This window comes from Aeromonas schubertii (assembly GCF_000820105.1).
Taxonomy (GTDB): domain Bacteria; phylum Pseudomonadota; class Gammaproteobacteria; order Enterobacterales; family Aeromonadaceae; genus Aeromonas; species Aeromonas schubertii.
Genome location: NZ_CDDB01000010.1, coordinates 78,983 through 104,300, shown reverse-complemented (window position 1 = coordinate 104,300; position 25,318 = coordinate 78,983). Strand labels below are relative to the sequence as shown.

22 protein-coding genes are annotated in these 25,318 nt (G+C 59.5%); 11 read left to right on the top strand and 11 right to left on the bottom strand.

The annotated features are described in order from the left end of the window. Positions 1-29: 29 nt before the first annotated feature. On the bottom strand, positions 30-2,000 hold the full coding sequence (locus tag BN1133_RS01920) for an SDR family oxidoreductase (RefSeq protein WP_050664870.1): 1,971 nt from the start codon (positions 1,998-2,000) through the stop codon (positions 30-32). Positions 2,001-2,263: 263 nt separating this feature from the next. Here BN1133_RS01920 and BN1133_RS01915 point away from each other — a divergent pair, with 263 nt between their 5' ends. From BN1133_RS01915 to BN1133_RS01900, 4 genes are all read left to right on the top strand, one after another. Further along, a complete protein-coding gene (locus BN1133_RS01915; protein ID WP_050664869.1) occupies positions 2,264-2,824 on the top strand; it encodes a phasin family protein in 561 nt (186 codons plus the stop codon). 106 nt (positions 2,825-2,930) lie between these two features. Then, positions 2,931-4,106: a patatin-like phospholipase family protein gene (locus BN1133_RS01910; protein ID WP_050664868.1), complete on the top strand. Its 1,176-nt coding sequence runs from the start codon at positions 2,931-2,933 to the stop codon at positions 4,104-4,106. Then, entirely contained in the window at positions 4,090-4,764 is a 675-nt protein-coding gene (locus tag BN1133_RS01905) for a TetR/AcrR family transcriptional regulator (protein WP_050664867.1), read from the top strand. The genes BN1133_RS01910 and BN1133_RS01905 overlap by 17 nt, the downstream gene beginning before the upstream one ends. 32 nt (positions 4,765-4,796) lie before the next feature. Then, positions 4,797-5,570, top strand: a complete 774-nt coding sequence (locus tag BN1133_RS01900) for a tetratricopeptide repeat protein (protein WP_050664954.1) — start codon at positions 4,797-4,799, stop codon at positions 5,568-5,570. 46 nt (positions 5,571-5,616) lie between these two features. Here the strand turns inward: BN1133_RS01900 and BN1133_RS01895 are convergent, their stop codons facing one another. Next, positions 5,617-7,059: a wax ester/triacylglycerol synthase family O-acyltransferase gene (locus tag BN1133_RS01895; RefSeq protein ID WP_050664866.1), complete on the bottom strand. Its 1,443-nt coding sequence runs from the start codon at positions 7,057-7,059 to the stop codon at positions 5,617-5,619. Positions 7,060-7,288: 229 nt separating this feature from the next. Then, positions 7,289-7,612: a polyhydroxyalkanoic acid system family protein gene (locus BN1133_RS01890; RefSeq protein ID WP_050664865.1), complete on the bottom strand. Its 324-nt coding sequence runs from the start codon at positions 7,610-7,612 to the stop codon at positions 7,289-7,291. 203 nt (positions 7,613-7,815) lie between these two features. Here BN1133_RS01890 and BN1133_RS01885 point away from each other — a divergent pair, with 203 nt between their 5' ends. Further along, entirely contained in the window at positions 7,816-8,553 is a 738-nt protein-coding gene (locus BN1133_RS01885; protein ID WP_050664864.1) for a DUF8198 family protein, read from the top strand. Here the strand turns inward: BN1133_RS01885 and BN1133_RS01880 are convergent. The 5 genes from BN1133_RS01880 to prpB all read right to left on the bottom strand — a co-directional run bounded on the left by BN1133_RS01880 (position 8,550) and on the right by prpB (position 14,524). Continuing rightward, positions 8,550-10,076, bottom strand: a complete 1,527-nt coding sequence (locus BN1133_RS01880; protein ID WP_050664863.1) for a methyl-accepting chemotaxis protein — start codon at positions 10,074-10,076, stop codon at positions 8,550-8,552. The genes BN1133_RS01885 and BN1133_RS01880 overlap by 4 nt on opposite strands. 24 nt (positions 10,077-10,100) lie before the next feature. Then, positions 10,101-10,826 carry a substrate-binding periplasmic protein gene (locus BN1133_RS01875; RefSeq protein ID WP_050664862.1) on the bottom strand — a complete coding sequence of 242 codons (726 nt, stop codon included), beginning with the start codon at positions 10,824-10,826 and terminating at the stop codon, positions 10,101-10,103. A gap of 222 nt (positions 10,827-11,048) precedes the next feature. After that, positions 11,049-12,494 (bottom strand): bifunctional 2-methylcitrate dehydratase/aconitate hydratase, encoded by a 1,446-nt coding sequence (locus BN1133_RS01870; RefSeq protein WP_050664861.1) that lies wholly within the window; start codon positions 12,492-12,494, stop codon positions 11,049-11,051. Positions 12,495-12,503: 9 nt separating this feature from the next. Further along, on the bottom strand, positions 12,504-13,628 hold the full coding sequence (prpC, locus tag BN1133_RS01865) for a bifunctional 2-methylcitrate synthase/citrate synthase (protein ID WP_050664860.1): 1,125 nt from the start codon (positions 13,626-13,628) through the stop codon (positions 12,504-12,506). A gap of 2 nt (positions 13,629-13,630) precedes the next feature. Further along, on the bottom strand, positions 13,631-14,524 hold the full coding sequence (prpB, locus tag BN1133_RS01860) for a methylisocitrate lyase (protein WP_050664859.1): 894 nt from the start codon (positions 14,522-14,524) through the stop codon (positions 13,631-13,633). A 151-nt stretch (positions 14,525-14,675) separates the two neighbouring features. Here prpB and BN1133_RS01855 point away from each other — a divergent pair, with 151 nt between their 5' ends. The 5 genes from BN1133_RS01855 (at position 14,676) to rsmF (ending at position 20,796) form a co-directional block, all read left to right on the top strand. Then, entirely contained in the window at positions 14,676-15,278 is a 603-nt protein-coding gene (locus BN1133_RS01855; protein ID WP_050664953.1) for a paraquat-inducible protein A, read from the top strand. Then, a complete protein-coding gene (locus BN1133_RS01850; protein ID WP_050664858.1) occupies positions 15,271-15,885 on the top strand; it encodes a paraquat-inducible protein A in 615 nt (204 codons plus the stop codon). The genes BN1133_RS01855 and BN1133_RS01850 overlap by 8 nt, the downstream gene beginning before the upstream one ends. A 24-nt stretch (positions 15,886-15,909) precedes the next feature. Next, positions 15,910-18,462 carry an MlaD family protein gene (locus tag BN1133_RS01845; RefSeq protein WP_050664857.1) on the top strand — a complete coding sequence of 851 codons (2,553 nt, stop codon included), beginning with the start codon at positions 15,910-15,912 and terminating at the stop codon, positions 18,460-18,462. A gap of 79 nt (positions 18,463-18,541) precedes the next feature. Continuing rightward, entirely contained in the window at positions 18,542-19,282 is a 741-nt protein-coding gene (locus BN1133_RS01840; protein WP_050664856.1) for a substrate-binding periplasmic protein, read from the top strand. A gap of 86 nt (positions 19,283-19,368) precedes the next feature. Then, positions 19,369-20,796 (top strand): 16S rRNA (cytosine(1407)-C(5))-methyltransferase RsmF, encoded by a 1,428-nt coding sequence (gene rsmF, locus BN1133_RS01835; RefSeq protein WP_050664855.1) that lies wholly within the window; start codon positions 19,369-19,371, stop codon positions 20,794-20,796. Between the two features lie 165 nt (positions 20,797-20,961). Here the strand turns inward: rsmF and BN1133_RS01830 are convergent, their stop codons facing one another. Beyond that, positions 20,962-21,210 (bottom strand): RepB family protein, encoded by a 249-nt coding sequence (locus BN1133_RS01830; protein ID WP_136614634.1) that lies wholly within the window; start codon positions 21,208-21,210, stop codon positions 20,962-20,964. A 226-nt stretch (positions 21,211-21,436) separates the two neighbouring features. Here BN1133_RS01830 and BN1133_RS01825 point away from each other — a divergent pair, with 226 nt between their 5' ends. After that, positions 21,437-23,239 carry an amidohydrolase gene (locus BN1133_RS01825; protein WP_050664853.1) on the top strand — a complete coding sequence of 601 codons (1,803 nt, stop codon included), beginning with the start codon at positions 21,437-21,439 and terminating at the stop codon, positions 23,237-23,239. Here the strand turns inward: BN1133_RS01825 and BN1133_RS01820 are convergent. Together BN1133_RS01820 and BN1133_RS01815 are read right to left on the bottom strand one after the other, a co-directional pair. Beyond that, positions 23,236-24,264 carry a site-specific integrase gene (locus BN1133_RS01820; RefSeq protein WP_050664852.1) on the bottom strand — a complete coding sequence of 343 codons (1,029 nt, stop codon included), beginning with the start codon at positions 24,262-24,264 and terminating at the stop codon, positions 23,236-23,238. The two genes, BN1133_RS01825 and BN1133_RS01820, sit on opposite strands and share 4 nt — an antisense overlap. A gap of 260 nt (positions 24,265-24,524) precedes the next feature. Then, positions 24,525-25,307 carry a TatD family hydrolase gene (locus BN1133_RS01815; RefSeq protein ID WP_050664851.1) on the bottom strand — a complete coding sequence of 261 codons (783 nt, stop codon included), beginning with the start codon at positions 25,305-25,307 and terminating at the stop codon, positions 24,525-24,527. Between the last annotated feature and the right edge of the window lie 11 nt (positions 25,308-25,318).

Below are 25,318 nucleotides of genomic sequence, written 5' to 3'. Positions count from 1 at the left end.
CCCTCTGCTCACTCATCACTTCCCTCTCGTTAGAAGTGGATCCCCTTGATCAGGGTCGAGATGGCCGCCTGATCGGCACTGGCCTTGGAGCGATCGCCATCCTTGGGATCCGAGAAGGTGCGAAAACTGGTGTTCATGATGACCTGTGCCACCCGGGGGGCCACCGCATGCACCAGTTGCCCGAAGACCCCGAGCCGGGTCGCCAGTCGCACATGCTTGTTGATGATAGTGTCACACACCATGTCGGCAGCCTCTTCCGACGTCAGCATGGGGACCTGGTCATAGACCTTGGTGGGCGCCACCATGGGGGTCTTCACCAGCGGCATGTTGATGATAGAGAAGTTGACCCCCTTGTCGGCAAACTCGGAGGCGGCGGTACGCACCCAGGCATCCAGGGCTGCCTTGGAGGAGACATAGGCCGAGAACCGGGGGGCATTGGTCAACACCCCGATGGAGGAGATGTTGATGATATGGCCGCGCTTGCGCTCAATCATATCGGGGAGTACCCCCATGATCACCTTGAGTGCACCGAAGTAGTTGAGCTGCATGGTCCGCTCGAGATCGTGGAAGCGGTCGAAAGAGTCTTCGATGGCGCGACGGATGGAGCGGCCCGCATTATTGATGAGCACCTCGACCGGACCGTGGTCGGCCAGGATCTGCGCCGTGATGGTTGAGGCCTCCTCCAGATTGGCGATATCCCCCTGATAGGCATGCAGGGTAAAGCCCGCCTCGGCAAACTCGGCCTGGGTCTCGGCGATCTTGACCGGATCGCGGGCTATGGTCACCACGGTGGCGCCCGCTTCGAGCAGGCGACGGGCGGTGGCCTTGCCAATCCCCGACGTAGCCCCGCTGATCAGCACCACCTTGCCCTCTACCCGCCCACGCAGGGTGCGGTCGATAAAGAGATCCGGATCGAGATGCCGCTCCCAATAGTCCCACAGGCGCCAGGCATAGCTATGCAGTGCGGGAACCTCGATGCCACTCCCCTTGAGGGCACGCAGGGTCTCACGACTGTCGAAACGGGTTGGATAACTGATGAGGCGGAAGATGTCTTTGGGAAGCCCCAGATCCTCGATGGCCGCATCACGAATACGCCGCACCGGTGTCAGGGCCATCAACATGGTCATCAGATGGCGCGGGATCACGTTAAAGAGGCTGGCGTTGATGCGAATGGCCGGCTCCGGAGCATGGGCCGCCCTGGAGAAGGTGGCCAGCATGTCTCCGACACGCATGGGGTTGGGATCGGTCAGGTGGAAGCACTTGCCATCCTCCCCTTCCAGGTGCGCCAGATAGTCCATGGCGTCGACCACGAAGTCCACAGGTACCACGTTGATGCGACCGCCCTCTATGCCCAGAGCCGGCATCCAGGGGGGCAACATACGGCGCAGTTTCTGGATCATCTTGAAGAAGTAATAGGGGCCATCGACCTTGTCCATCTCGCCGGTGCGAGAGTCACCGACGACGATGGCCGGTCGGTAGATGCGCCAGGCCAGGGTAGTGTGATCGCGAACCAGCCCCTCGGCGTCGTGCTTGGTCTTGAAGTAAGGCATGTCCAGATGCTCTGCTTCATCGAACATGTCTTCCCGGAACAGTCCATCGAACAAACCCGCAGCGGCAATTGAGCTGCAGTGATGAAAACGGCACCCCTTCAGTGACTCGGCCAGCAACAACGCCTGACGGGTACCCTCCACATTGACGCGAACCTGGACATCGGCCGGGGCATTGAGATCGTAAATAGCGGCCAGATGGAAGAAGTGATCGACCCGCCCCCGCATGGCTTCCAACTGCTGTGAAGAGACGCCCAGCATAGGGTCGGTGAGATCCCCAAACACAGGAATGGCGCGATGTTCGTCAACCTGCCAGAAATGATAGAGCTCTTCCAGTTTCTCCCTATGCTGTTCGCGCATCAGGAAATAGACTCTGCTTTCGCCACGCTCCAGCAATTTTTTAATCAAACGACGGCCGATAAAGCCGCTTCCACCGGTAACAAAATATTCCATATCGAAAACATCCATGGCGTACTGAGTAAGACATTACTTGCGCTAGATATAACATGACTTACATCAATTTTAAATTGTCAGTTTTATTACATGACCAATGCCACATATATGATGTTGATGGGTTCCATTATTAGGTAGAACCCTCTATTTTTTCTCCCTAGACTGGTGTTGAAAGGCAGGCAAAAGGTGCCGAGATACAACATTCCATCATCATGTTGTGATCGCCGTTACGTTTGTTGAAATAGATACTCAAGGAGAAGATCATGGCCAAGAAACTCAAAGCGTTGGCAGGCTCTGTCACCGACAACCAACTCGCCTCCACCATCAAGGAATCGACTCAGCAGATCTGGCTGGCCGGCCTCGGTGCCTATGCCAAGGCCCACGAAGAGGGTGGCAAGATCTTCGATGCTCTGGTTCAGGAAGGTGAAGCCCTGCAGGCCAAGACCCGCCATGCAGCCGATCAGAAGATTGCCGCCATGGCTGACAAGACCTCCGGTACCTGGGGACGCCTGGAGCAGGTGTTTGAGGAGCGTGTGGCCCGCGCCGTTGCCAGCCTGGGGATCCCGACTCGCAAGGATATCGACAAGCTCTCCAAGCGTATGGCCGAGCTGACCGAGGTCGTACAGCAGTTGATCGAGGCACAAGAGCAAGAAGAGGCCGCTCCCCAGGCCAAGCCGGCCCCAGTTGCCCGCAAGGCTCCCCCGAAAAAGGCACCGCCCAAGAAGGCTCCGGTGAAAGAGGAGACCAAGGATCTGGTGGTGGAGATGGAGCTCGTTGAGCCCGCCAAGGAGGAGATCAAGAAGGATGAGGCAGTCGTCTCCTGATGCTCTTCTCTCTCGTTAACACAGACCGGCCCTCGCCCCTCGCCAGGGCCGGTTTTTATTGGAACGAACCATCGGTTGATATTTGAGCAGCGATGGGAGGCGTGAGATGAGCAAGATTGCGATAGCGCTGGCAGGAGGTGGTCCCCTCGGCGGGATCTATGAAATTGGTGCCAGTGTGGCCCTGGCCGAATCGATCCACGGGCTGCGCCTGGAGCGTCTCGATGGTTATGTGGGAGTGAGCTCGGGCGCCGTGATCGCCTCCATTCTGGCCAACGGGGTCCCTCCCCACAAACTGGCTCGCATCCTTATCAATGACGACAGTGGCGATCTGTTTGACCCCTCAACCCTGCTTCGCCCCGCCTTTGGCGAGTTTGCCCAGCGCCTGGCGATGTTTCCCGCCCTGCTGGCCGAATCCCTGTGGGATTACGTCAAGACCCCCTGGAAGCACACCCTGTTTGAATCGATGCAGCACCTGGCCAAATCTATCCCGGCCGGCCTGTTTGATAATCAGGGGGTTGACCGGATCCTGACCGATTTCTTTGCCAAGCCCGGCAGAAGCAACGATTTTCGTGCCCTGCGCAGTCCCCTGTTTGTCATCGCGACCGAGCTCGATACCGGCCGTCCCGTTGCCTTCGGAACGCCGGGGCTGGATCACATCCCCATCTCGGCGGCGGTACAGGCGTCGGCTGCCTTGCCGGGTCTCTTCCCTCCGTCGTTTATCGAGGGGCGTTATTACGTAGATGGCGCACTCATCAAGACGCTGCACGCCTCGGTAGCGCTGCAGGAGGGAGCCGATCTGGTGTTCTGCATCAACCCCCTGGTCCCCTTCGATGCGGAGTTGGCCGGTTGCCACCAGGTCGGCTCAGAGAGCCTGGTCGAGTGCGGATTGCCGGTGGTACTGGCGCAGACCTTTCGTGCCATTATTCACTCGCGCATGCACGTCGGAATGGACCGCTATCGCCACCAGTACCCCGATGCGGATGTGTTGTTGTTTGAGCCCTCACCGGCCGATCGCGAAATGTTTTTTACCAACGTCTTCAGCTATCGGGATCGTCGCCGTCTCTGTGAACATGCCTACCAGCATACCCGTGCCGAGCTGTTGCGTCGGGCCTCAGAGCTTGCCCCCAAGCTCGCGCGCCATGGTCTGGAGCTGGATCTTGGTCTGCTTGAGGAGGAGCGCTCCCTCATCTCCCCCTCCAGCAGTGCGGCCGCCGATCTCGAGCGCACCCTGGGTGACTGGCTCCATCGCCTGAGAGAACGACACCATGACGAGCAACGCTAAGACCTGCGTCAGGGGAAAACCCAAACGGCGCACCCGGGAGCGCATTCTCGAGACGGCCCTGGCCCAGTTCAACCTGCTGGGGGAGCCCACTGTCACCACCTCCGCGATTGCCGCCGAGATGGGGATAAGCCAGGGGAACCTCTATTACCATTTTCGTAACAAAGAAGAGATAGTGTTGGCACTGCTTGGGGAGTTTGAGTTGCAAATGGCCCCCCTGCTTGATGCCATGAGCCAGCCGACCGGTGAGCCGGAGGATGTCTGGCTTTTTTTGCATCTGATGTTTGAGTCAATTTGGCGATATCGTTTTTTTTACTATGATATCAGCACGTTAATGAGCAACCATCGGCAGGTAGAGAGCCATTTTCGCGCCTTGCTGGCCCGCAAGCAGCACACGGCGCATGCCTTGTGCCTGCATCTGGAGCAGGCTCGATTGCTCAATGCCACGGCAGCCCAGATGGAGGCCCTGTCGCGTAATCTGGTGTTGGTAGGGACTTTCTGGATCTCCTATCAGCGCGCCCTTAATCCAAGGGGAGATGCCGATATCGCCCTCGGCGTCTACCAGGTGATGCAACTGGTCGCCCCTTATCTCAGAACCGATGCCCGCGAGCACCTGCAACTGCTGGCGGAGCACTACACCTCGCAACGTCCCGCTTCTTAGGGAGAGACATGATGTCCAACATGGAGAACAAGATGGCTGAATTTATCCCCTTCCCCTTCCCGGCCTATGACTACTCCGGCGACAAGCTGGCTCAGCATTGGGAGCGTCTGCACCGCGGCGATGCCGAGCCCTGGCCCGATAACGAGACGGTACAGCAGGCCTGGGCGGCCTACCATGCAGGTGACTTTGGTCGTGCTGTCGAATTGGGTCTCGCGGCCGGTGATGAGGGGATCAACGTGGTCAACAAGGCCCTGGTGATCCACGCCTCCTACCTGCTCGATGACAAGTATGCCAAGCGTGAGGCCTTCGAGCAGGCGGCCGCCCAGGCCGAGCGTCTGCAGAAAATTGATCCTGACAACGCCAACGCCTGGTACTTCCACGCCCTGGCGCTGGGGCGCTATAGCCAAGTGGTCTCGGTTTCCAAGGCCCTCTCTCAGGGGCTCGGGGACAAGGTGCGGGCGAGCCTTGAGAAGGCACTGGCGCTGGCGCCGGATCATGCCGAGGCACATATCGCCTTCGGTGCCTGGCATGCGGAGATCCTCGACAAGTTGGGCGCCATGATAGGTGGCCTTACCTACGGCGCCAAGAAGGATGAAGTGGAGCGCCACTTCAAGGCGGCCCTCGAGTGGATGCCCGACTCGGCCATCGCCCGCATGGAGTATGCCAACGCCATTGCCATGCTCCATGGCAAGAGTCGTCTGAAAGAGGCCGAGGCACTCTACGCCGAAGCCGCCGAATGCGACCCCCTCGATGCCATGGAGCGCCTCGATGTGGAAGCGGCCCGGGAAGAGGTGGCCGAAGAGTAAGGGACACCCCAAAGAGCAAGGGCAGGCCAATGGCCTGCCCTTCTTTTTATGCCTGGGCAGCGCAGAGATAGTGTTCGATGGCCTCGGGATCCTCAAGGAGGTCGGCCGGCTCCAGCAGTACCAGCAACAGCAGTTGTTCGAACTCATGGGCGAAGCGATTGACGATCTTCTCCGGGTCCGGGATCCGCTTCTTGTCGGTGATAAGCCCCAGCTGCACCTTACCGTCATAGGAGAGGATAGAGACCCCAATGCCAATGTCACCGGCCTGGGGCACCCAGAAGAGGGGTTGACGCAGCCGGGCGCCCGCCAGATAGAGGGTCTGTTGCGGTCCCGGGACATTGGTGATCACCATGGAGGCCTTGGCCGACAGTACCTCGACCACCTGCTGCTGAACCGTCCTGGGGGCCATGCCTATCGCCTCGAGCAGGTTCAGGACCACCGCAGGTTGGCACGAGGATTTCAAGGCCTGCATCCGCTCGCGCACCTTGTAGAGACGCTGCAACGGGTTATCGAGATCGACCGGCAGATCCAGCGCCACCAGCCCGAAGCGATTACCCAGCTCACCCTTGTCATGGGGTCCGCGCATATTGACCGGCACCAGAGAGCGAACGGAGAGATCGCCGGTCTCGTCTCCTTTCTCCTCCAGATAGCCACGAAACGCTCCCGTTGCGGCGGCGATAAGCAGATCGTTGACAGAGCAACCCAGTACGCGCCCCACGGCCTTGACATCGGGCAGAGGGATCTGCTCTGACCAGGCGACGCGCTTGGTGCTGCCGGTCTCCCCCTTGAAACGGGTTGGGCTGTCGTCGGGTAGCGTGGCGATGGTCACCAGCTCGGAGGTCACATCCCGGGTGATCTTCGCATAGTCGATGATGCGAGCAGGATTGGTGGCCAGCTCTATGTATTTCGACCAGATCTTGCCGGTCATTTTCAGACCCATTCGCAGCAGGCGGCTGCCATGGTGATCCTCGTCACTCTGTTGCTCGTGATGGGGATCTGCTGGCCCGAGTCCACGCTCCCGGGTTGGCGTTGGGGTCTCATCCATCATGGTCAGCATGGCCTTGATCAGCGAGAAGCCGTCACCGATGGCATGATGGAAGCGCATCACCAGTGCCTGACCCCCGAGTGAGGTGTCAGTCAGGTGAATTTCCCAGAGAGGACGCTGGGGGTTAAGGGGGGTCGAGGCAAAGTCGGCGACCAGTTTCTCGAGCTCATGTTGGCCCGCATCCCCCGGCAGAATGACCCGCTTGAGGTGGAGATCCAGATCGAAGTCTGTGTCTTCACGCCAGTAATAGACACCGCCTTCCAACACGGCGCGCTGTCTGAATCTGGGTTGCTGGGCTATGGTGTGCAGCAGGTTGTGGCGCAGCTGCCCTTCATCGAGTTGCCCGTCAAACATGAGTACACCCACTATCTGCATCAGATTATTGGGTCTGTCCATCCGCAACCATGCGGTATCGACACAAGTGATCATTTCACACAACGACATGTCAGTTCCCTTAAATTGTTTCAAACATTACGTCCAATACGGTGCATCTATGGTTCGGCAGTCAAATATAATGTTTGAATTCTTATCCAGCCCTTATGAATTCCTTTACGCGCCGGAAGATAGAAATAAAAAATGAAGGCCAAAGCCTCATTTCACTCAACGATGATTTGTCGTGCACCTGTATAAGTGCCCATGCAGTGTCAATAGCCAGTTCTGACAGGTGGTAATATCAACCGGCAGGACAGGGAATACGATGAGCCATATAGTCGAGGATCTCCTGCTCCAGAGTACTGCGTAATGGCAACAGAAACAGCCCAAGATTGACTTCCAGTTCGAGTTGGCTCTCACCCAGCGTCAGGGAGCCTTCGACACCGCTGCCTTTAAATTCGAGCAGATGTGCCTCGCTCCACTCCATATCGAGCTGATAATTGCTCGCCAGGTCGGCGGCAATCGCCTCAGCGGCCAGACGAGCACCGGCGAGCCCCAACTGATGCTGACGTGAAATCTGTATGGTGGAGAGGGAGCCGCTGCTACGAGGTTCATAGAGAAACATGGATCATACTCAAATGGTGGCGAATGCTACTGATACTAAGCACATGAGAACAACATGTGAAGAGATAGGGCGACATAAGTGGGATTTACATAACAAACTAATGGTATCGACAGGGCAAATAACGAGGGGAAGGGGAAAAATGGGTGGCAGCGCAGTAAAATGGCCGACCTCTTTTATGACAGCGCAATCTTGAAGGATGCACTATGACTCGTTCCCTCCCCTCAGCCCAACCTCCTCTTGAGCGCATCGAACGCGATCTCAAGCAGGTTGCCGAACTGCGGGCGCTGATGCAGGCTCATCCGGAAGATGCCAGAGACAGGGACAGAGTGCGTCAGTGGCAGGCTCAACGACTCGAGTGTACCTATGGGGATCTCCTCGAGAGCAAGCGGTATGCCCCGGCTGCCCGTTTTTTCCTGACCGATCTCTATGGGCCCGGTGACAGTGCCCGGCGGGATGCAGATCTGCTGCGCGTCATGCCCATGGCGGAGCGGGTCTTGCCGCAATCAGGGCTGGAGGTCCTGGCCAAGGCTATCGAGCTCGACGCCCTCTCTGAAGAGCTCGACTATCACATGGTGATGGCGTTGCGACGCAGGGAGACCATCGACCATATCACCCCGCAACACTATCTCGATGCCTTCTTGGATGTGGGAGAGCAGGCCAGCCGGGAGCATCAGCTCACACTGGTGATCGAGTTGGGCGAGACCCTGGATAGATTGGCAAGAAAGGCGTTTGCGGGGACGACCCTGCGTCTTGTCTCGGGACCTGCCCACCTGGCTGGGCTAGGCGAGCTCTTCTCTTTTGTGGAGCGAGGCTATCAGGCTTGTCATCACATGGGGCGGGCCGATGAGTTTCTGGCCACCATAGCCAGCCGCGAGCAGGCCGTGATCGAGGGGCTGTTTGCCTCGCGGGTGGAGGTGTTAACGGCCCGTTTGGGCCGCTAAACCTTAAACTCTTTAAGCAGGTGGTCGAGCTCACCGGAGAGATGGCGAAGGTCGCTGCTCGCCTCAGCGGTCGAATTGACCCGGGCAGCGGTATCGCTGTTGAGGCTGGCGATTCGGTTAACGCTGCCGCTGACCTCCTCGGCGACCGAGTGCTGCTCTTCGGCGGCCTGGGCAATGTACATGTTCATCTCGCGGATGAGCCCCACCTGCTCCTTTATCCCCGCCATCGCCTCCTGGACGGCCTGAGCCTCGGAACCAGCCGACGCCGCCCGGTCGCGGCTCTGGGTCATCCCGCTGACCACATTACTGGTGGCCTGCTGCAGACGGCGAATGCTGGCACTGATCTCTTCGGTTGAACTGCGGGTGCGCCCCGAGAGGGTGCGTACCTCGTCGGCCACCACCGCAAAGCCCCGTCCATGATCCCCGGCCCTTGCCGCTTCAATGGCCGCATTGAGGGCGAGCAAGTTGGTCTGCTCGGCAATGGCATTGATCACCTCGACGATGGTGCCAATGCTGCTGCTCTCGCTGGACAGGGATTCAATAAGCGCGGCCACCCGCTCCACCTCGTCGACCAGTTGGTGGATCACCTCATTGGCATGACCCGCCTGGCGAAAACCCGCCTCCACGTGACGGTTGGCCTCATCAGTCGCTTCCGAGGTCTTGACCGCATTGCCGGCGACCTCTTCAACCGCATGACTCATCTGGGTGATGGCTGTTGCGACCTGATCGAGTTCGGCTTGCTGCTCGCCAATCCCCTGGCGATTCTCGGAGGAGAGGGCGCTGCATTGATCGGCCGTTTGCAAGACGCTGACGGATAGCTGGTTGATGCGCCCCACCATCTGTTGCAATTTCTCGATGAAACGGTTGATGTTGCCTGCCAGCTCCCCCATCTCGTCACGCCGGGCGATGGTGAGGCGCTGGGTCAGATCCCCCTCCCCCTGGGCAATGTCGAAGACCGCCTGATTCATCCGATTCAGGGGACGCAGTACATTGCCGTGAATGAGCACCACCAGCAGACCAATGATGCAGAGATCGAGGATCACGATCTTCACAATGCTGGCCATGAGTTGCTTGCGCAGATGCTCCTTGATGGCCGCATCGCTCTCCCTGACATACAACTGAGCCACCGGAGTCTGATTGCCGCCGTCATCATAGAGGATCTCGTGTTTGGCAAGGGTGGCCAGATCATCGGGGTCCTGGGTCAGCGGAACTATCTCCCCGGCCTCATCACGGCCAAAACCCGCCACCCATTTCTCCTTGTTTTTCACGATCAGGGCATCAAGCGCCGAGTCTCCCAGCTCTGACTTGAGTGCGGCAGTGACAAAGCCGGTTTCGTAATTCCACAGCGGCCCCGGCAGTGAGAGTTGCAAACGACCGACGGCCCGCTCGACCAAGCGGGCCTGACGCTCATAGCTCTCGTTATGAGTGGTGTAATAGTCGTAGCCGCCGAAGATCACCAACAGCAGGCTGACCGACAGCGTCGTCAGTAGCGCAATCCTGACCATTAGGCTGTTCCAGCTCATGGTGACCTCCTGGTGCTGCTCGCGTTACTGATACTTGGCACTGATCTTGGCCATGGTGCCATCGTCCACCATGCCCTTGAGGGTATCGTTGAGTTTCTGGATCAGATCGTCCGGTGTTTCCTTGTTGAAGGCCAGGCTCATCTGGGTTTCCTTGAACTTGAAGACGACCTTGGGGGCTGCGGCTCCCTCTTTCTTGGCCAGATAGGGTGCCAGGTATTCACCCGTGGCCCAGAGGTCGATCCTGCCTGCCTCGAGCTTCTTGGCATTGGCGGCATCGTTGGCGGCCAGTTGCAGCTTGCCAAATCCCTGGGCTGCAAGATACTCGGCTGCCGCATCGCCGTTGTACCCACCGACCGAATAGGCCTTGGCTTCCTCAAGGGAGTTGATGGTCATGGTGGCATCACCCTTGGCAAAGAAGACCCAGTTATTGGTGACCAGAGGACCCACCCACTTGAAGAGGGCCTCGCGCTCAGGAGTGCGGGTGGTCGAGAAGAGCGCCGCCCCCGGGGTGCTCAGGGTATCTTCATAGGCCCGCTTCCAGGGCATCAGTGTCAGGGTATATTCGACCCCGGCCCGTTTGAACAGCTCTTCGACCACCTCGGTCGACAGGCCCACGACCTTGCCCCCCTCTCCTGCCATGTTGAAGGGAGGGTAATCTTCCGTCATTACCTTGACCGGGGCAGCCTGAAGCGGGGCAGCCAGAAAAAGCAGGGCCAATAGACCTTGTAGCCACAGCGCGATGCGTTTCATCTCACTCTCCTTGGATGATGCGAGTCTTGGATCTGTACAGCACAGACCGTTTCAGTCGGGATCACGGGATGTACAAGGAGGTGATAATGGGAGCAGGATCCAGGCTTTGCTACACCAACCACACTTGGACAGCCTGTTGTTTAGCTAAGGCCAAAGGAGGGCGTGCGTCAAACCGGGGGGATAAATTGAAACCGGAGCCCTGGGGCTCCGGTCGATAGCGGGTCAAATCACCAGCAGATCCATGAAGGCGTGCACCGGGGTGGCGGCGAGCCGCGCCTCGTCCTGACACAGGGCCAGGATCGCCTCGGCGCGCTTGGCCGGGAAACGGGTCGCCAGATTGGCGGCGAACTTCTCGACCAGAAGCGGTATGCCCTCCTCGCGGCGACGGCGATGGCCGACCGGGTACTCCACCTCCACCTTGGCGCTGTGGGTCCCGTCTTTGAAGAAGATCTGGATGGCGTTGGCAATCGAGCGCTTGTCCGCTTCCAGGTACTCACGGCTGTAACGCGCATCCTCTTGCACCACCATCTTGGCGCGCAGGGCATCGATACGCGGATCGGCCGCCACCGCATCCTCGTAATCCTCGGCCACCAGCCGACCGAAGATGAGCGGCACCGCCACCATGTACTGCAGGCAGTGATCCCTGTCCGCCGGGTTGTTGAGGGCGCCCACCTTGCTGATGATGCGAATGGCCGACTCGTGGGTGGTGAGTTCGATGCGGTCTATCTCGTCGAGTCTCTCCTTCACCTGGGGGTGCAGCTTGAGGGCACATTCCACCGCCGTCTGGGCATGGAACTCGGCCGGGTAGCTGATTTTAAACAGCACATTCTCCATCACATAGCTGTCGTAAGGCTGGCTCAGGGCGAACTGGTTGCCCTTGAACAGGACGTCATAGAAGCCCCACCTGGGCGCGCTTAGCACCCCCGGATAACCCATCTCACCGCTCAGGGTGATGAGAGCCAGGCGCACGGCGCGTGAAGTGGCATCGCCGGCCGCCCAGCTCTTGCGTGATCCCGCGTTGGGAGCATGACGATAGGTGCGCAGGCTCTGACCGTCTACCCAGGCTTGGGAGACGGCGTCGATCACCTGCTCGCGACTGCCCCCGAGCAGACGGGTCACCACGGCAGTGCTGGCGACTTTCACCAGCACCACGTGATCGAGTCCGACCCGGTTGAAAGAGTTCTCCAGCGCCAGTACCCCCTGAATCTCGTGGGCCTTGACCATGGCGACCAGCACCTCGCCCATGGTGAGCGGCGCCTCCCCTTGCGCCACCCGGGTGCGCGACAGCCAGTCGGCAGTGGCGAGGATCCCGCCCAGGTTGTCGGACGGGTGACCCCACTCGGCGGCCAGCCAGGTGTCGTTGTAGTCGAGCCAGCGGATGATAGCGCCGATGTCCCAGGCAGCCTTGACCGGATCGAGGCAGAGCTGGGTACCCGGCACCCGTGCCCCGTGCGGCACCACGGTCCCGGGGACGATGGGCCCAAGGTGCTTGGTGCACTCGGGGAAGCGCAGGGCCAACAGGCCGCAGCCCAGGGTATCCATCAGGCAGTAGCGGGCGGTCTCGAGGGCCTCGCGGCTGGTGATGGGGTGATTGCAGACGTAGTCGGCGATCTGGACCAGTACTTCATCCGGATCGGGTCTGTGGTTGACGTCGACGTTGGCAGACATCGGATTTCCTTATCGTTGTGACAGTGAGACGAAGGGGCGCGGCGCCGGCCCCACGTAATCCGCGCTCGGACGGATGATGCGGTTGTTTTCGCGCTGCTCCATGATGTGGGCGCACCAACCGGTGACCCGGGAGCAGACGAAGATGGGGGTGAAGAGCTTGGTCGGGATCCCTAGGTAGTGATAGGTGCTGGCGTGGAAGAAATCGGCATTGGGAAAGAGCTCTTTTTCCTCCCACATCACCTTCTCCGCCTCACAGGAGACCCGGTAGAGACGATCATCCTCCGCCGCCTGACCCAGCTTCTCGGACCACCCCTTGATGATGACGTTGCGCGGATCCGAGGTACGGTAGACCGCATGACCAAAGCCCATGATCTTCTCCTTGGCCGCCAGCTTGGCGAGCAGCTCGCGGCGCGCCTGAGCCTCATCCTGCCAGGTTTCGATAAGCGCCATGGCCGCCTCGTTGGCGCCCCCGTGCAGAGGGCCGCGCAGGGTACCAATGGCGGCAGTGACGCAGGAGAACATGTCCGACAGGGTCGAGGCACAGACCCGGGCGGCGAAGGTCGAGGCGTTAAACTCATGCTCGGCGTAGAGGATGAGGGAGACGTGCATCACCCGGCGTGCCAGCTCGCTCGGGGCTCGCTGGTGCAGCAGGGCCAGAAAATGACCGCCGATACACTCCTCGTCGGTGTCGAGGGCGATGCGTACCCCCTCGTGACTGAATTTGTACCAGTAGAGCAGGATCCCCGGGAAGGCGGCCAGCAGTCGGTCGGCCACCTCATGCTCGTGCTCGAAGCCATCTTCGGGCTCGAGATCTCCGAGCATGGAGCAGCCGGTGCGCAGCACATCCATGGGGTGAGCGTCGGCCGGAATGAGCTCGAGCACCTCGAGCAGTGCCGGCGGCAGGGTTCGCAGACCGCGCAGCCGGGTGCGATAGGCAGAGAGCTCCTGAGCGCAGGGCAGATGGCCCTTGAGCAGCAGGTGGGCGACCTCCTCGAAGTCGGCTCCCTCGGCCAGATCCTTGATGTCATAGCCCCGATAGGTGAGCCCGGTGCCGCTCTTGCCGACCGTGCAGATGCTGGTCTCGCCGGCGCTCTGGCCGCGCAGGCCGGCCCCCCCCAATGCTTTCTGAACCATGGTTACTCTCCCTCATTGCGATCGAACAGACGATCCAGTGTCTGCTCGTAGTGGTGGTAGCCAAGGAAGTCGTACAGCGCCTCCCGGGTCTGCATGGTGTCGACCACGGCTCTTTGATGGCCATCGCGACGAATGTGCTGGTAGACGTTGAGCGCAGCCTGGTGGGCGGCGCGGCTGGCGCTCAAGGGGTAGAGCACCATGGCCACCCCGTGGGCGGCAAGCTGCTCCTTGTCAAACAATTCGGTCTTGCCGAACTCGGTCATGTTGGCGAGCACCGGCACCCCGGCTGCCTGGGCGAACAGGTCATATTGCCCGAGTTCGGTCACCGCCTCGGCGAAGATCATGTCGGCGCCGGCCGTCACGTAGGCCGCGGCGCGCTCAAGAGCGCTGCCGATCCCCTCCACCGCCAGGGCGTCGGTGCGGGCCATGATGACGAATTCGTCATTCTCGCGGGCATCCACCGCTGCCTTGATGCGATCGCACATCTCCTCCAGCGACACCACCGCCTTGTTGGGCCTGTGGCCACAGCGTTTCTGGGCCACTTGATCTTCCATGTGAACCGCGGCCACCCCGGCACGCTCGAAGGCGCGCACGGTGCGGGCGATGTTGAAGGCCCCGCCCCAGCCGGTGTCGATATCGACCAAGAGCGGCAAGCGGGTCGCCGCCGTGATGCGCTCGGCATCGGTCAAGACGTCATTGAGGCTGGTCATGCCAAGATCCGGCAAGCCAAAGGAGGCGTTGGCCACCCCGGCACCGGAGAGATAGAGGGCTTGAAAGCCGCTGCGCTCGGCCATCAAGGCCATGTAGGCGTTGATGGTGCCGACGATCTGCAGGGGCCGCTCTTGGGCGATAGCCTGGCGAAAACGCTTGCCGGCCGAGGGGGTAAGGCTGGACATCATGACTCCTTTCACGCTGTGACTGGAGTGATCTAACCTCACGTTGACGTTAACGTCAATTCAACTTTTGGTTAACAGTTGTACTCTGGGAGACAATGAAACCGCTTTAGTATAAATTTGCTGGACAGTTCAATCGGTTGACATGCACACCATGCCCCCATCACCGCGCTTTATCGCCTGCCCATCCTGCGATCTGCTGATCGAGCGCACCGAGCTTCCCCTGCGCCGGGATGCCCACTGTCCCCGCTGCCGCCAACACCTCTACGGCCGCTACTCCTTTCGCCCCTCCCAGTTGATGGCCCTCACTCTCACGGGATTGCTGCTGCTGCCCAGCGCCCTGCTTGAGCCCTTGCTCTATATGCGTCTTGGGGGCGTGAATTCTCAAGCCAGCCTGCTCGAGGGGATCCGAATCCTCTTCATCGAGCATGAGCCCTGGGTGGCCGGGTTGGTGCTCTGGTGCGCCGTATTGGCGCCGGTGGGGTTGCTGCTGGGCATCTTTGTGCTCGCCTCCGGCATTGCGAAACGCTGGCGCATACTGCCCATCACCCTCAAGGCGGTCGAGGTGTTTCGTCACTGGGCCATGTTGGAGGTCTATCTGGTGAGCTTTCTGGTGGCCCTGTTCAAGCTGGTCGATATTGCAGAGACCCATTTGGGGGGCGGCCTGCTCAGCCTCGGGATCCTGATGCTGCTTAACCTCACCCTGCTGATCCTGTTTGACCCCGAGCCCTACTGGCAGAAGGTCTCCTATGAGTGAGTCGTTGCCAAGCGCCCGCGATGCCGGGCTCTGCCGCTGCCATACCTGTGGTCTGCTGGTGAAATATGTTCCACACCACGACTGCCCGCGCTGCGGCAGCGCCTTGCATCAAAGGATCCCCAACTCCCTGGCATGGACCTGGGGGCTGCTGGCGTTGGCAACCTTTATGCTGTTACCTGCCAACCTCTTGCCCATTACCCTCTTCTACAACAAGGGGATCCTCCAGGCCGATACCATCTTTAGCGGGATCCAGGCCCTGGTGCGGAGCCATATGACGGGCATCGCCTGCATTGTCTTCATCGCCAGTATCGTGGTGCCCATTATGAAAATTGTCGGATTGGCCTGGATCTGCCTGCAGTTGCAGCGCCCCAAGCCGGTGCGTCGCAAACGGCAGCTGCGCATGTACCGTATCATCGATTTCATCGGCCGCTGGTCGATGCTCGATCTCTTTGTCATCTCTCTCATGGTGGCGCTGGTGGATCGGGGGATCCTGCTCGATGTGAGTGCAGGTCCCGGAGCCACCGCCTTTGCCGGTGTGGTGGTCTTGACCATGCTCTCGGCCAAGATGCTCGACACCCGTCTGCTGTGGGACAAGGCGGCCCGCTGAGGGCCCGTCGTTTAAGGAGTCATTATGATTGGGGCCAAGCCCGTTGTTCATCGTCGCCGCTGGCTATCGCCGGTCTGGTTGCTGCCAGCCCTGGCTATCATGCTCGCCACCGGCTTTCTCTATCAGCAGTACCAGCATGCGGGTCAGCTCGTCCAGATCGACTTTGAGCAAGGCAACGGCATTCTGCCCGGCAAGACCCAGCTGCGTTATCAGGGGGTGGCCGTCGGGGTGGTCAGCGAGCTCGATCTTGCCGATGACGGTCGCAAGATTGCCGTCATCGTCAAGATTGACAAGCGTGCCCGGGCCCTCATCCGCAAGGGTGCCCAGTTCTGGTTGGTTAGTCCCAAGGCTTCGCTGACCGAGATCTCCGGTCTCGAGACGCTGGTCTCCGGTAACTATATCAACCTGCTCCCCGGTAGCGAGAAGGCTCCTGAAGCCTCCCACTTCGATGGCCTCAGCCTCCCTCCCCCGGGTTGGCAAGCCGATGGCCGGATAGTTCGCCTGCTCACCGATACCCTGAGCGGCGCCGCCAACGGGGCCAAGGTTTTCTACCGTGGCCTCGAGGTGGGCAGTGTCATTAACACTCAACTGGCCGATAAAGATAGTCGGGTTCAGCTCGATCTGGTGATCGATAATCGCTATGCCCATCTGCTGAAAAAAGAGAGTCGCTTCTGGAGTGTCGGCGGGATCCGTGCAGGGTTTGGTCCGGCTGGCGTCAAAGTCGAGATGGGAAATCTGGCCACAATTCTCGGTGGCGGGATTGCTTTCGATGCACCAGCTGACTCTCCGATTGCCTCCCGGGAACAGCGCTTCGAGCTCTATCCCAATCTGGTGGCCGCCGAGCGAGGTGAGCGGATCAGGCTGCAAGCCGGTGAGCTGGCGGTCAGGGAGGGGATGTCCATCCTCTACAACGGCCTCGAGATCGGCCGGGTACTGGCCCCGACAGAGGGGGAGCAGGGGCGTGAGTTTTATGCCTTGATTGCCCCGGAGCAGAAGGGGCGCTTTACCGAGCGCAGCACGCTGGTGCTCGAGGGGGCCGACATCTCACTGTCAGGAGTCGCCCATGCGGAGCGCCTGTTAACGGGTCCCGTTTTGCGCCTGGATAGTCTGCCGGGCAAACCCAGCGATACCATTACCGTAGTGGGACGCCCCCCCCTCGATGGCCCCACCTTGACCCTGAGTGCCGACGATCTCTCCGGGATCACGGAAGGCGCTCCCCTCTGGTTCAAGGGGATGCCTGTCGGGCGCATCGAGCACCTGACCCTGAACCGACAGGGCCAGGCCGCAGTGATCGTCAAGCTCTCGGGCGAATATCGCGCCCTGCTCGAGGGGGCCCGCTTTTACAAGGCGGCCCCCCTCCAGGTTGAAGCCGATCTCTCCGGGATCCGGGTCGACAGCACTGCCGCCAGCGGCTGGATTGGCGGCGGCATCAAGATGGTGCAAGTGAAGGGGGCGCGCGTTGATACCCTCTATCCGAGCCGTGAACTGGCAACCCTGGCAAGCCCCGGACGAGCGGCCAGAAGTTGGACGCTGCGTGCCGCCCACGCAGAGGGCATCGGGATCGGTACTCCCCTTTACTATCTCGGTATCGAGGCCGGCAAGGTTAAAGCCCTCAAAGGGGATGGCAAGGGGGTCTCTGTCACGGTGGAGCTCTCCTCCCCCTTTGCCCCCCTGTTGGGAGAGCATACCCGCTTCTGGCGTCTGCCCGCAGTGGATGCGCGCCTCGGCGGTGATGGCGTCAAGGTGAAGATGGGTAACCTCTCGACCCTGCTGCGCGGCGGCATCGAGTTTGCCAATTTACCGGGCACCCGGCGCAGCAATGATGAGCTTTACGCCAACCGGGACGAGGCCTCCACGACCAGTCGCATGGTTCGTTTGACCACCGACAGCAACCCGGGTCTCAGCGCCGGGACGCCTATTCGCTATCGTGGCGTCACCATAGGCGAGATCACCTCTGTCGGTCTCTCACCCGGGCTCGGTCGCGTGGAGCTTCAGGGACGTATCGATGAGCGCTACGGGGATCGTTTCTTGCGAAGCGGGGCCGATTACCAACTGGTGCAAGCCAAGCTGGCCCTGACCGGTGCCGCCCACCTCGATACCCTTATCAAGGGTGCCTATGTAGAGGCAGCACCGGGGAGCGGCGCACTGGTCGATCACTTTCCCCTGCTGACCACTCCGGCGGCCGGGCTGCGGCTGCTGCTCACCAGTCCCGATCTGCGCGGGGTCAGCGTGGGGGCTCCGGTGTTGTTTCGCAAGGTTGCCGTCGGAGAGGTCGAGTCTGTGGCACTGGCAAGGGATGGTAGCCGGGTCGAGACCCGGGTCATCATTGCGCCCGAGTACGCCCATCTGGTGCGTACCCACAGCCGCTTCTGGAATGTTTCCGGGTTGAAGGCGGACGTGGGGTTGACCGGCGGCACCATAGAAGTGGAAACCGTGCAGAGCCTGCTGGCCGGAGGCATCGCCTTTAACACCCCCGAGAGTGGCATGGGCGCGAAGGCGGCATCCGGAGCCCGCTTTTCCCTCTATCCCGAAGCCGAGGCCCAGTGGCTGATGTGGCAGCCCAATATCAAGCCTTGAGAGAGCAGAGGGAGCCCGATTCCCTCTCTCTTTACACCTACACTCAATCTTGGGACGGGATGAGTGAGGTGATAGGTCCATGGGGTGGATCCGCAGCTGGCTTCTGGCGTTCCTGATAGGGTTACCCCTTCAGGCTGCCACATTGCAACTGGTCACCCTTCAATATCCTCCCTATGTCTATGAAGAGCAGGGGGAGATCCGGGGGGTAGCGTTTGAGTTGGTGAAAGAGGCATTTCGTCGTGGCGGCTATGGGCTAGAGGTGCGTCTGCTCCCTTGGGGGCGGGCATTACAGCTTGTCGAAAACGGTGAGGCTGACGGAATCTTCACCCTGTTTAAAACAGCGGAACGAGAGCGCTTTGCCGACTTCAGTGAGGAGGTGTTACTGGAGCAGTCCATCTCACTGTTCGTGCGTCATGATGCCACCATCGAGTTCAACGGAGAGCTCGATACCCTCCTCCCCTTTCGCTTTGGAGTGGTGCGTAATGTCAGCTACGGAGAGCGTTTCGATGGCTGGTTGAGCCGACATCCTGAAATAGCCCGTGATCTTAGTCATACGGGTGAGGCGAATCTCAACAAGTTAGTGAGAGGCCGTTTCGATATTCTGGTGAGCAACAGCGGTGGTGCCCACTTTATTCTGGAACGCCTGGGATTGGTCACCCGAGTACGGGCACTGAGGCCCGAGATCCAGCGCATCCCCAGTTATCTGGCGTTTAGCAAGCGGCGCCATCTCGAGTCGGTGCGCCGCTCCTTCGACAAGGCCTTGAAGTCCATGCATGCCGATGGCACTTATCAACGCATTGTCGCGGCCTACGGCCTGTGATCCTGACCGGTAAGCTTTCGGTTTGTTGCCCCCACCCCCTGTGCTAGAATTTTGCGCCCTGTGACGCATCAACAAGAGCCGGACTCGTGCATCAGAACAGCTATATTCCCGACGCTTTCATCGCCCATATCGCCAAGATCATGCCCAGTCACCTCTTGATGGAGGATTTTCTGGCCAGCTGTCGCACCCCTCTGCGCCGCAGCATTCGGGTCAACACCCTCAAGATCCCGGTCGAGGCCTTTGTCGAGCGTATGCAGGCCCGCGGCTGGACTCTGGAGCCGGTACCCTGGTGTCATACCGGGTTCTGGCTGACCCGTCCCGAGAGCGAAACGGTGCCTCTGGGGAACACGGCCGAACATCTGGCCGGGCTCTTCTATATTCAGGAGGCGAGCTCCATGATGCCGGTCACGGCCCTTGAGGAAGCCCTCGAGAACGCCGAGATGGTGCTCGATGCGGCGGCGGCCCCCGGCTCCAAGACCACTCAGATGGCGGCCCTCATGGGTAATCGTGGCATGTTGATCGCCAACGAATTTTCGGCCAGTCGTATCAAGGGCCTCTTCTCCAACATTCAGCGCTGTGGGGTCACCAACGTGGCCCTCACCCATTTCGATGCAAGAGTGTTTGGTCAGTGGTTGCCCGAGACGTTCGATGCGATCCTGCTCGATGCCCCCTGCTCAGGGGAAGGGACCTTGCGCAAGGATGAGGATGCCCTGCGTAACTGGAGCATCGAGAGCATCAACGACATTGCCGCCACCCAAAAGGCCTTGCTTGAAAGCGCCTTCCACGCCTTGAAGCCAGGCGGCGTCATCGTCTACTCCACCTGTACCCTGAGCCATCAGGAGAATCAGGAGGTGTGCGAGCATATCAAGGCACGCTTTGGCGATGCCCTCACCTTTGAATCCCTTGCCGATCTCTTCCCGGGGGCCGAGCGTTCCTGCACCGCCGAGGGTTACCTGCACATCTGGCCGCAGATCTACGACAGTGAAGGCTTCTTCGTGGCGCGGCTTCGCAAACACGCCAGCGTGCCCAACGATATCTTCAAGCCGGGCAAACTCGGCAAGTTCCCCTTCTCTCCCCTCTCGCCCAAGGAAGGCAACACGCTGCGCCAGGATATTGAGCAGGCCTATGGGGTCACCCTGCGCGGTAAACTCTATGGCCGTGACGGTGAGATCTGGCTCTTCCCCGAGCCGGTTGAGCAGGTGATCGGCAAGATCCGTTTCGACCGTATCGGCTTCAAGCTGGCCGAGACCTTCAAGAAGGGCTATCGCCTCACTCACGAGTGGGCACTAGCCTATGGGGATGGGGCCAGCCGGGGCACGCTGGAGCTCGACGTGGAGCTGGCCCGGGAATACATGATGGGGCGCGATGTGCGTCCCGAAGGGGAAACGGGTCAGGGCGAGGTGGTGGTCCGCTATCAGGGTCATGCCCTGGGTCTTGGCAAGTGGGTGGGCAACCGCCTGAAAAATGGTCTGCCGCGCGATCTGGTTCGGGATGGCAATCTGTTCGAGCAGTGATTGCAACGTCAGTTTAAAAATGCAGCGAAAGTGGCAATCTCACCTCTTCTGGCTATGCTTGCGTTAATGATGTCCCGAACATCCAGTTAGCGCACGGCTCTGCAAGGAGCCAATTCCCCTATGCCAGGTACATGGACTTCGTGCCTGGCTTTTTTTGTGTTTCTTTTATTGTTCCGCCTCATTAGGAAACTCCTGGGCATAGAGCAGATCGATTGCCTGCTCTATCAAGGAAGCCTGTGAATCTTCCAGCAGCCCGACCAGCTCGGTTAGCCGCTCGGTATGGCGCCGGCTGATCCAGCATTGCAGACGGGCATGGGTCTCTTGCTTGCGCCGAACGTGAAGGCGTTGCCGGGTCGCGCTGTCGAGAGCCTCACGGGGCGAGGTTTCCTGAGTCTGGTTGCGCTCGAGTGTCATCTCTTCCATCTGTTATCTCTCACTGTGATGAGCTCTAATGGGGCACTCCCCTATCGACTGGCGATTATCTCTTATATTCAATGATTTGCAATTTACCATAATATCTACCGTTGCGAGATTAGACTCCGGACCTCTCGCATCGGTTTTGCGAGAGCACTCGCAACCCGCCTGGTCGTCATGGCTTATGATATTGGCTTCGAACGTGACCAATATTGGAGAAGCGTATATGAAACCAGCCCCTCTCCCCCTGGCTCTGTTACTCACTGCCGGTTTGAGCCAGGCGGTGAGCCCCGCCAAACCCAGTGCCGATCTTATCTACCTGGGGGGTGACATAGTGACGGTCAATGATGCGGCCCCCACGGTCGAAGCGCTGGCCGTCAAGGGAGGGCGGATCCTTGCCCTCGGCGGGAAGGAGGCGATCATGAAGCTCAAGGGAGAGCAGACACAGATCATCGATCTTGCCGGCAAGACCCTCATCCCTGGTTTTATCGATGCTCATGGCCATGTATTCAATAGCGGGATCCAGGCACTCTCGGCCAATCTGCTAGCGCCACCGGATGGAGGGGTGACCAATATTACGACCTTGCAGCAGGCACTCAAGGCATGGGGATCAGACGCTGAGAATCGGCAGCACGGTATCATACTTGGCTTCGGTTACGATGACTCACAGTTGCAAGAGGGGCGCCACCCTACCCGGCAGGAGCTGGATCAGGTGTCAACCACGCTTCCGGTCATCATCATCCATCAATCGGGACATCTGGCGACCTTGAATACCAAGGCGCTGGCCCTTGCGGGAATCGATACGACCAGCAACGACCCGGTGGGGGGGAAGATCCGCCGTGAGCAAGACGGTAGAACCCCGAGCGGTGTACTGGAAGAGACCGCCTTCTTCGCTACCCTGCTTCCCCTGTTTACCAAGTTGAGTCCGCAAGAAAATCGGGTGATTTTTAAGGCTGGTATGGCGCTTTACGCCCGTTATGGATACACGACAGCCCAGGAAGGACGAGCCTCTTCGACTGCCGTCAAGACCATGTATCAGTTGGCCGAACAGGAGAAACTACCCATCGATGTGGCGGCCTATCCCGATATCCAGATCGCCAGCGATGTGATCACCGCTCCTTACTACTCCAGCCGCTATACCAACGGATTTCGGGTTGCCGGTGCAAAGCTGAATCTGGACGGTTCGCCCCAAGGCAAGACCGCCTGGTTGACCCAACCCTATCTGATCCCACCAGCGGGCCAGGCCGCCGGCTACAAGGGCTATCCCAGCATGAGTGATGAGCAGGCTGAGGAGTACATAGAAAAGGCGCAACGAAACGGCTGGCAATTACTGACTCACGTCAATGGCGATGCGGCGATCGATCAACTTATCAAGGGGGTTGAAGCGAGTGAGAAGCGCCATGGCAAGAGCGATCGCGCTTTTGTGGCGATCCACGCCCAGACCGCACGCAAGGATCAGGTCGTCTCCTTCAAACGACTGGGTATCTTCCCCTCGTTTTTCCCAATGCACACTTTCTACTGGGGAGACTGGCATACGGATTCCGTGCTGGGAAAACCCCGAGCTGACAACATCTCTCCCACAGGATGGGCACGTGAGCTGGGCATGATCTTCACCTCTCACCACGATGCCCCCGTCGCCTTCCCCAACGCCATGCGCGTCTATTCGGCGACCGTTAACCGTGTCAGCCGAACCGGTCGAGCGATTGGACCGGACCAGCGAGTCTCGTCACTGGAAGGGTTAAAGGCTCAGACGCTCTGGGCGGCTATCCAGTATAAAGAGGAGAGCAACAAGGGCTCGTTGGAGGTGGGTAAATTGGCTGACATGGTGGTGTTGTCGGCCAATCCCCTCAAGGTCAGCCCACAAGCCTTGGCTGACATCGCCATCGAGGCCACGATCAAGGAGGGACGGACTGTCTATCAGAATGGTCCGGTGGCATCGTCACGCATAGCTTGCATCGACTCACCTCGATGCAGTCAGGTAGCCACCACGGCCATGATGGCTTCTGGAATGCTCCAGCATGCCCACTAGAGTAATCCCTCCATGGCGTGATCGCGGAAGCGATCCGCCTGGTCGAAGTACTCCTGCAGGGTACGAATGTCCCGGTGGCGGGTCACTTCGATAATCTTGTTCAAGGGCTTGCCTGCGGTCACGGCCGAGGTGATAAAACCGCGGCGAAGGCTGTGACCGCTAACCTCCAGCTCACCAGCGGCGATCGCACTGCGCCGTTTTATCATCAGGTTGATGCCTTGTGGCCCCAGGGCGTCGGCCGTGAGCTCACCCCACCGGGTTAACCGGCAAAAGAGCGGACCCTGTGTCACCCTGGCCAGCCGGATCCAGCGCTCCAATGCGATGACCGGACAGTGACGCCCTCCCCTCACCAGGGCTATTTCACTCTCCTTGAGTTGATGCTTGCTCGGCTTGATCCTCAAGACGACGCCATCACGGGTGAAGTGCAGATCATCGAGCGTCAGACGCGCAGCCTCCGAGCGGCGCAGTGCGCCGGCAAACATCAAAAGCAGCAGGGTGTAATCACGCAATCCTCCGACACTTCGGGTATCGATGGCATCGAGGACTCGGGTCAGGGGCTCCCTTGTCAGGGCTCCGGTCTTGACCTTCCGGGTGTCACCCAGCCGCACTATGCCACGCATCATCTCCTTGATATCGCTGTGCTCGGTCGGCAGTGGATGCACTCCCTTCTGGCGAAAGGCATAGCGGATCCCGGCCAGGCGCCTGACCAGGGTGGCGGGTTTGCGCGGGGCACCACTGCGCAGCTCTCCTTGACTTCGCGCCTTGTCGAGCCAGACCCAGTGGGCCAGCACCCCGTCGGCCTGATCGGCGAGAAAATTCATGATGTCGAGATGACTCACTGCCAGGGGATCGAGGCGATGACGCTGACACCAGGCCACAAAGATACGGGTGTCTGCCTCATAGGCATTGAGGGTGGAATCGGCTTTTGCACTGCGTAGAAAGCGACGGGCGCGCTCGTTAAGGCCGGGATCGAAGACGCTCTGTAATCCCCTCTCCCGAGTGGCAACGGTATGTGATGAAGACATCTAACATCATGTTTTTGCTGAGAGTTTAAAGGATCCTACCGGATCGAAAGAGAAGATCAACTAGCGATAATGAATATTATCGATACTAAAGACACCGTGCAGATGACTCATCGGCGACTGCCCCGCCACTCAATCAGCAGTACGAACGCAGTATCAAGTCCACAGGAAAGGAAAGAGGTGAGAGATAACGAAATGGAAAACGGTGCCTGAGCTTAATCTTCGCCACCGTTAAAAAACGAGGAGGCATACAGCCTCCTCTATTAATCCTGTTTCGCGAGGCGAAACAGCTCGAAAAAGTTATGGGTCGTCTGTTGAGCCAGGCTCTCCAATGACACTTCTTTCAGATCCGCAACGAATTGGGCTACGTCCCGAACGAAGGCGGGTTCATTTTCCTTCCCTCGGTGAGGGACCGGTGCCAGATAGGGGGCATCGGTTTCGACCAACAGTCGCTCCAGAGGCAAGGCTCGTACCACCTCTTGCAACGCCTTGGCATTTCGGAAGGTAGCAATACCTGAGATGGAAATATAGAAGCCCATGGCCATGGCCGCTTCGGCCATCTCGAGGGACTCGGTAAAGCAGTGGAGCACCCCTCCCACCTGATCGGCCCCCTCTTCGGCCATGATACGCAAGGTATCGACCTGAGCATCTCGGGTATGGATGATAAGAGGTTTGTTCAGCTCTCTGGCGACACGAATATGCTCGCGAAACGAGGCCTGCTGAACGCTTTTGTTCTCCGGTGAGTAATAGTAATCGAGCCCGGTCTCACCGATGGCCACTACCCTGGGATCTGCCGCCTGGAGACGCAGCCGCTCCACATCAACGCCGGGCTCCTGATTGAGTGGATGAACACCGCAGGAGGCGAAGACATTGGAATAGGGATAGATGGCCTCAATCATGGAGGGGAATTGATCCTGAGTCACGCTGACACAGAGAAAATAACCGACCCCGCGCTCCTTTGCCTTGGCCAGTACGGTGGGGATATCGACCTGTTTGTCCCCATAACTGAGGCGATCGAGATGACAGTGTGAATCGACGAGTAACATGAAAATTTCGC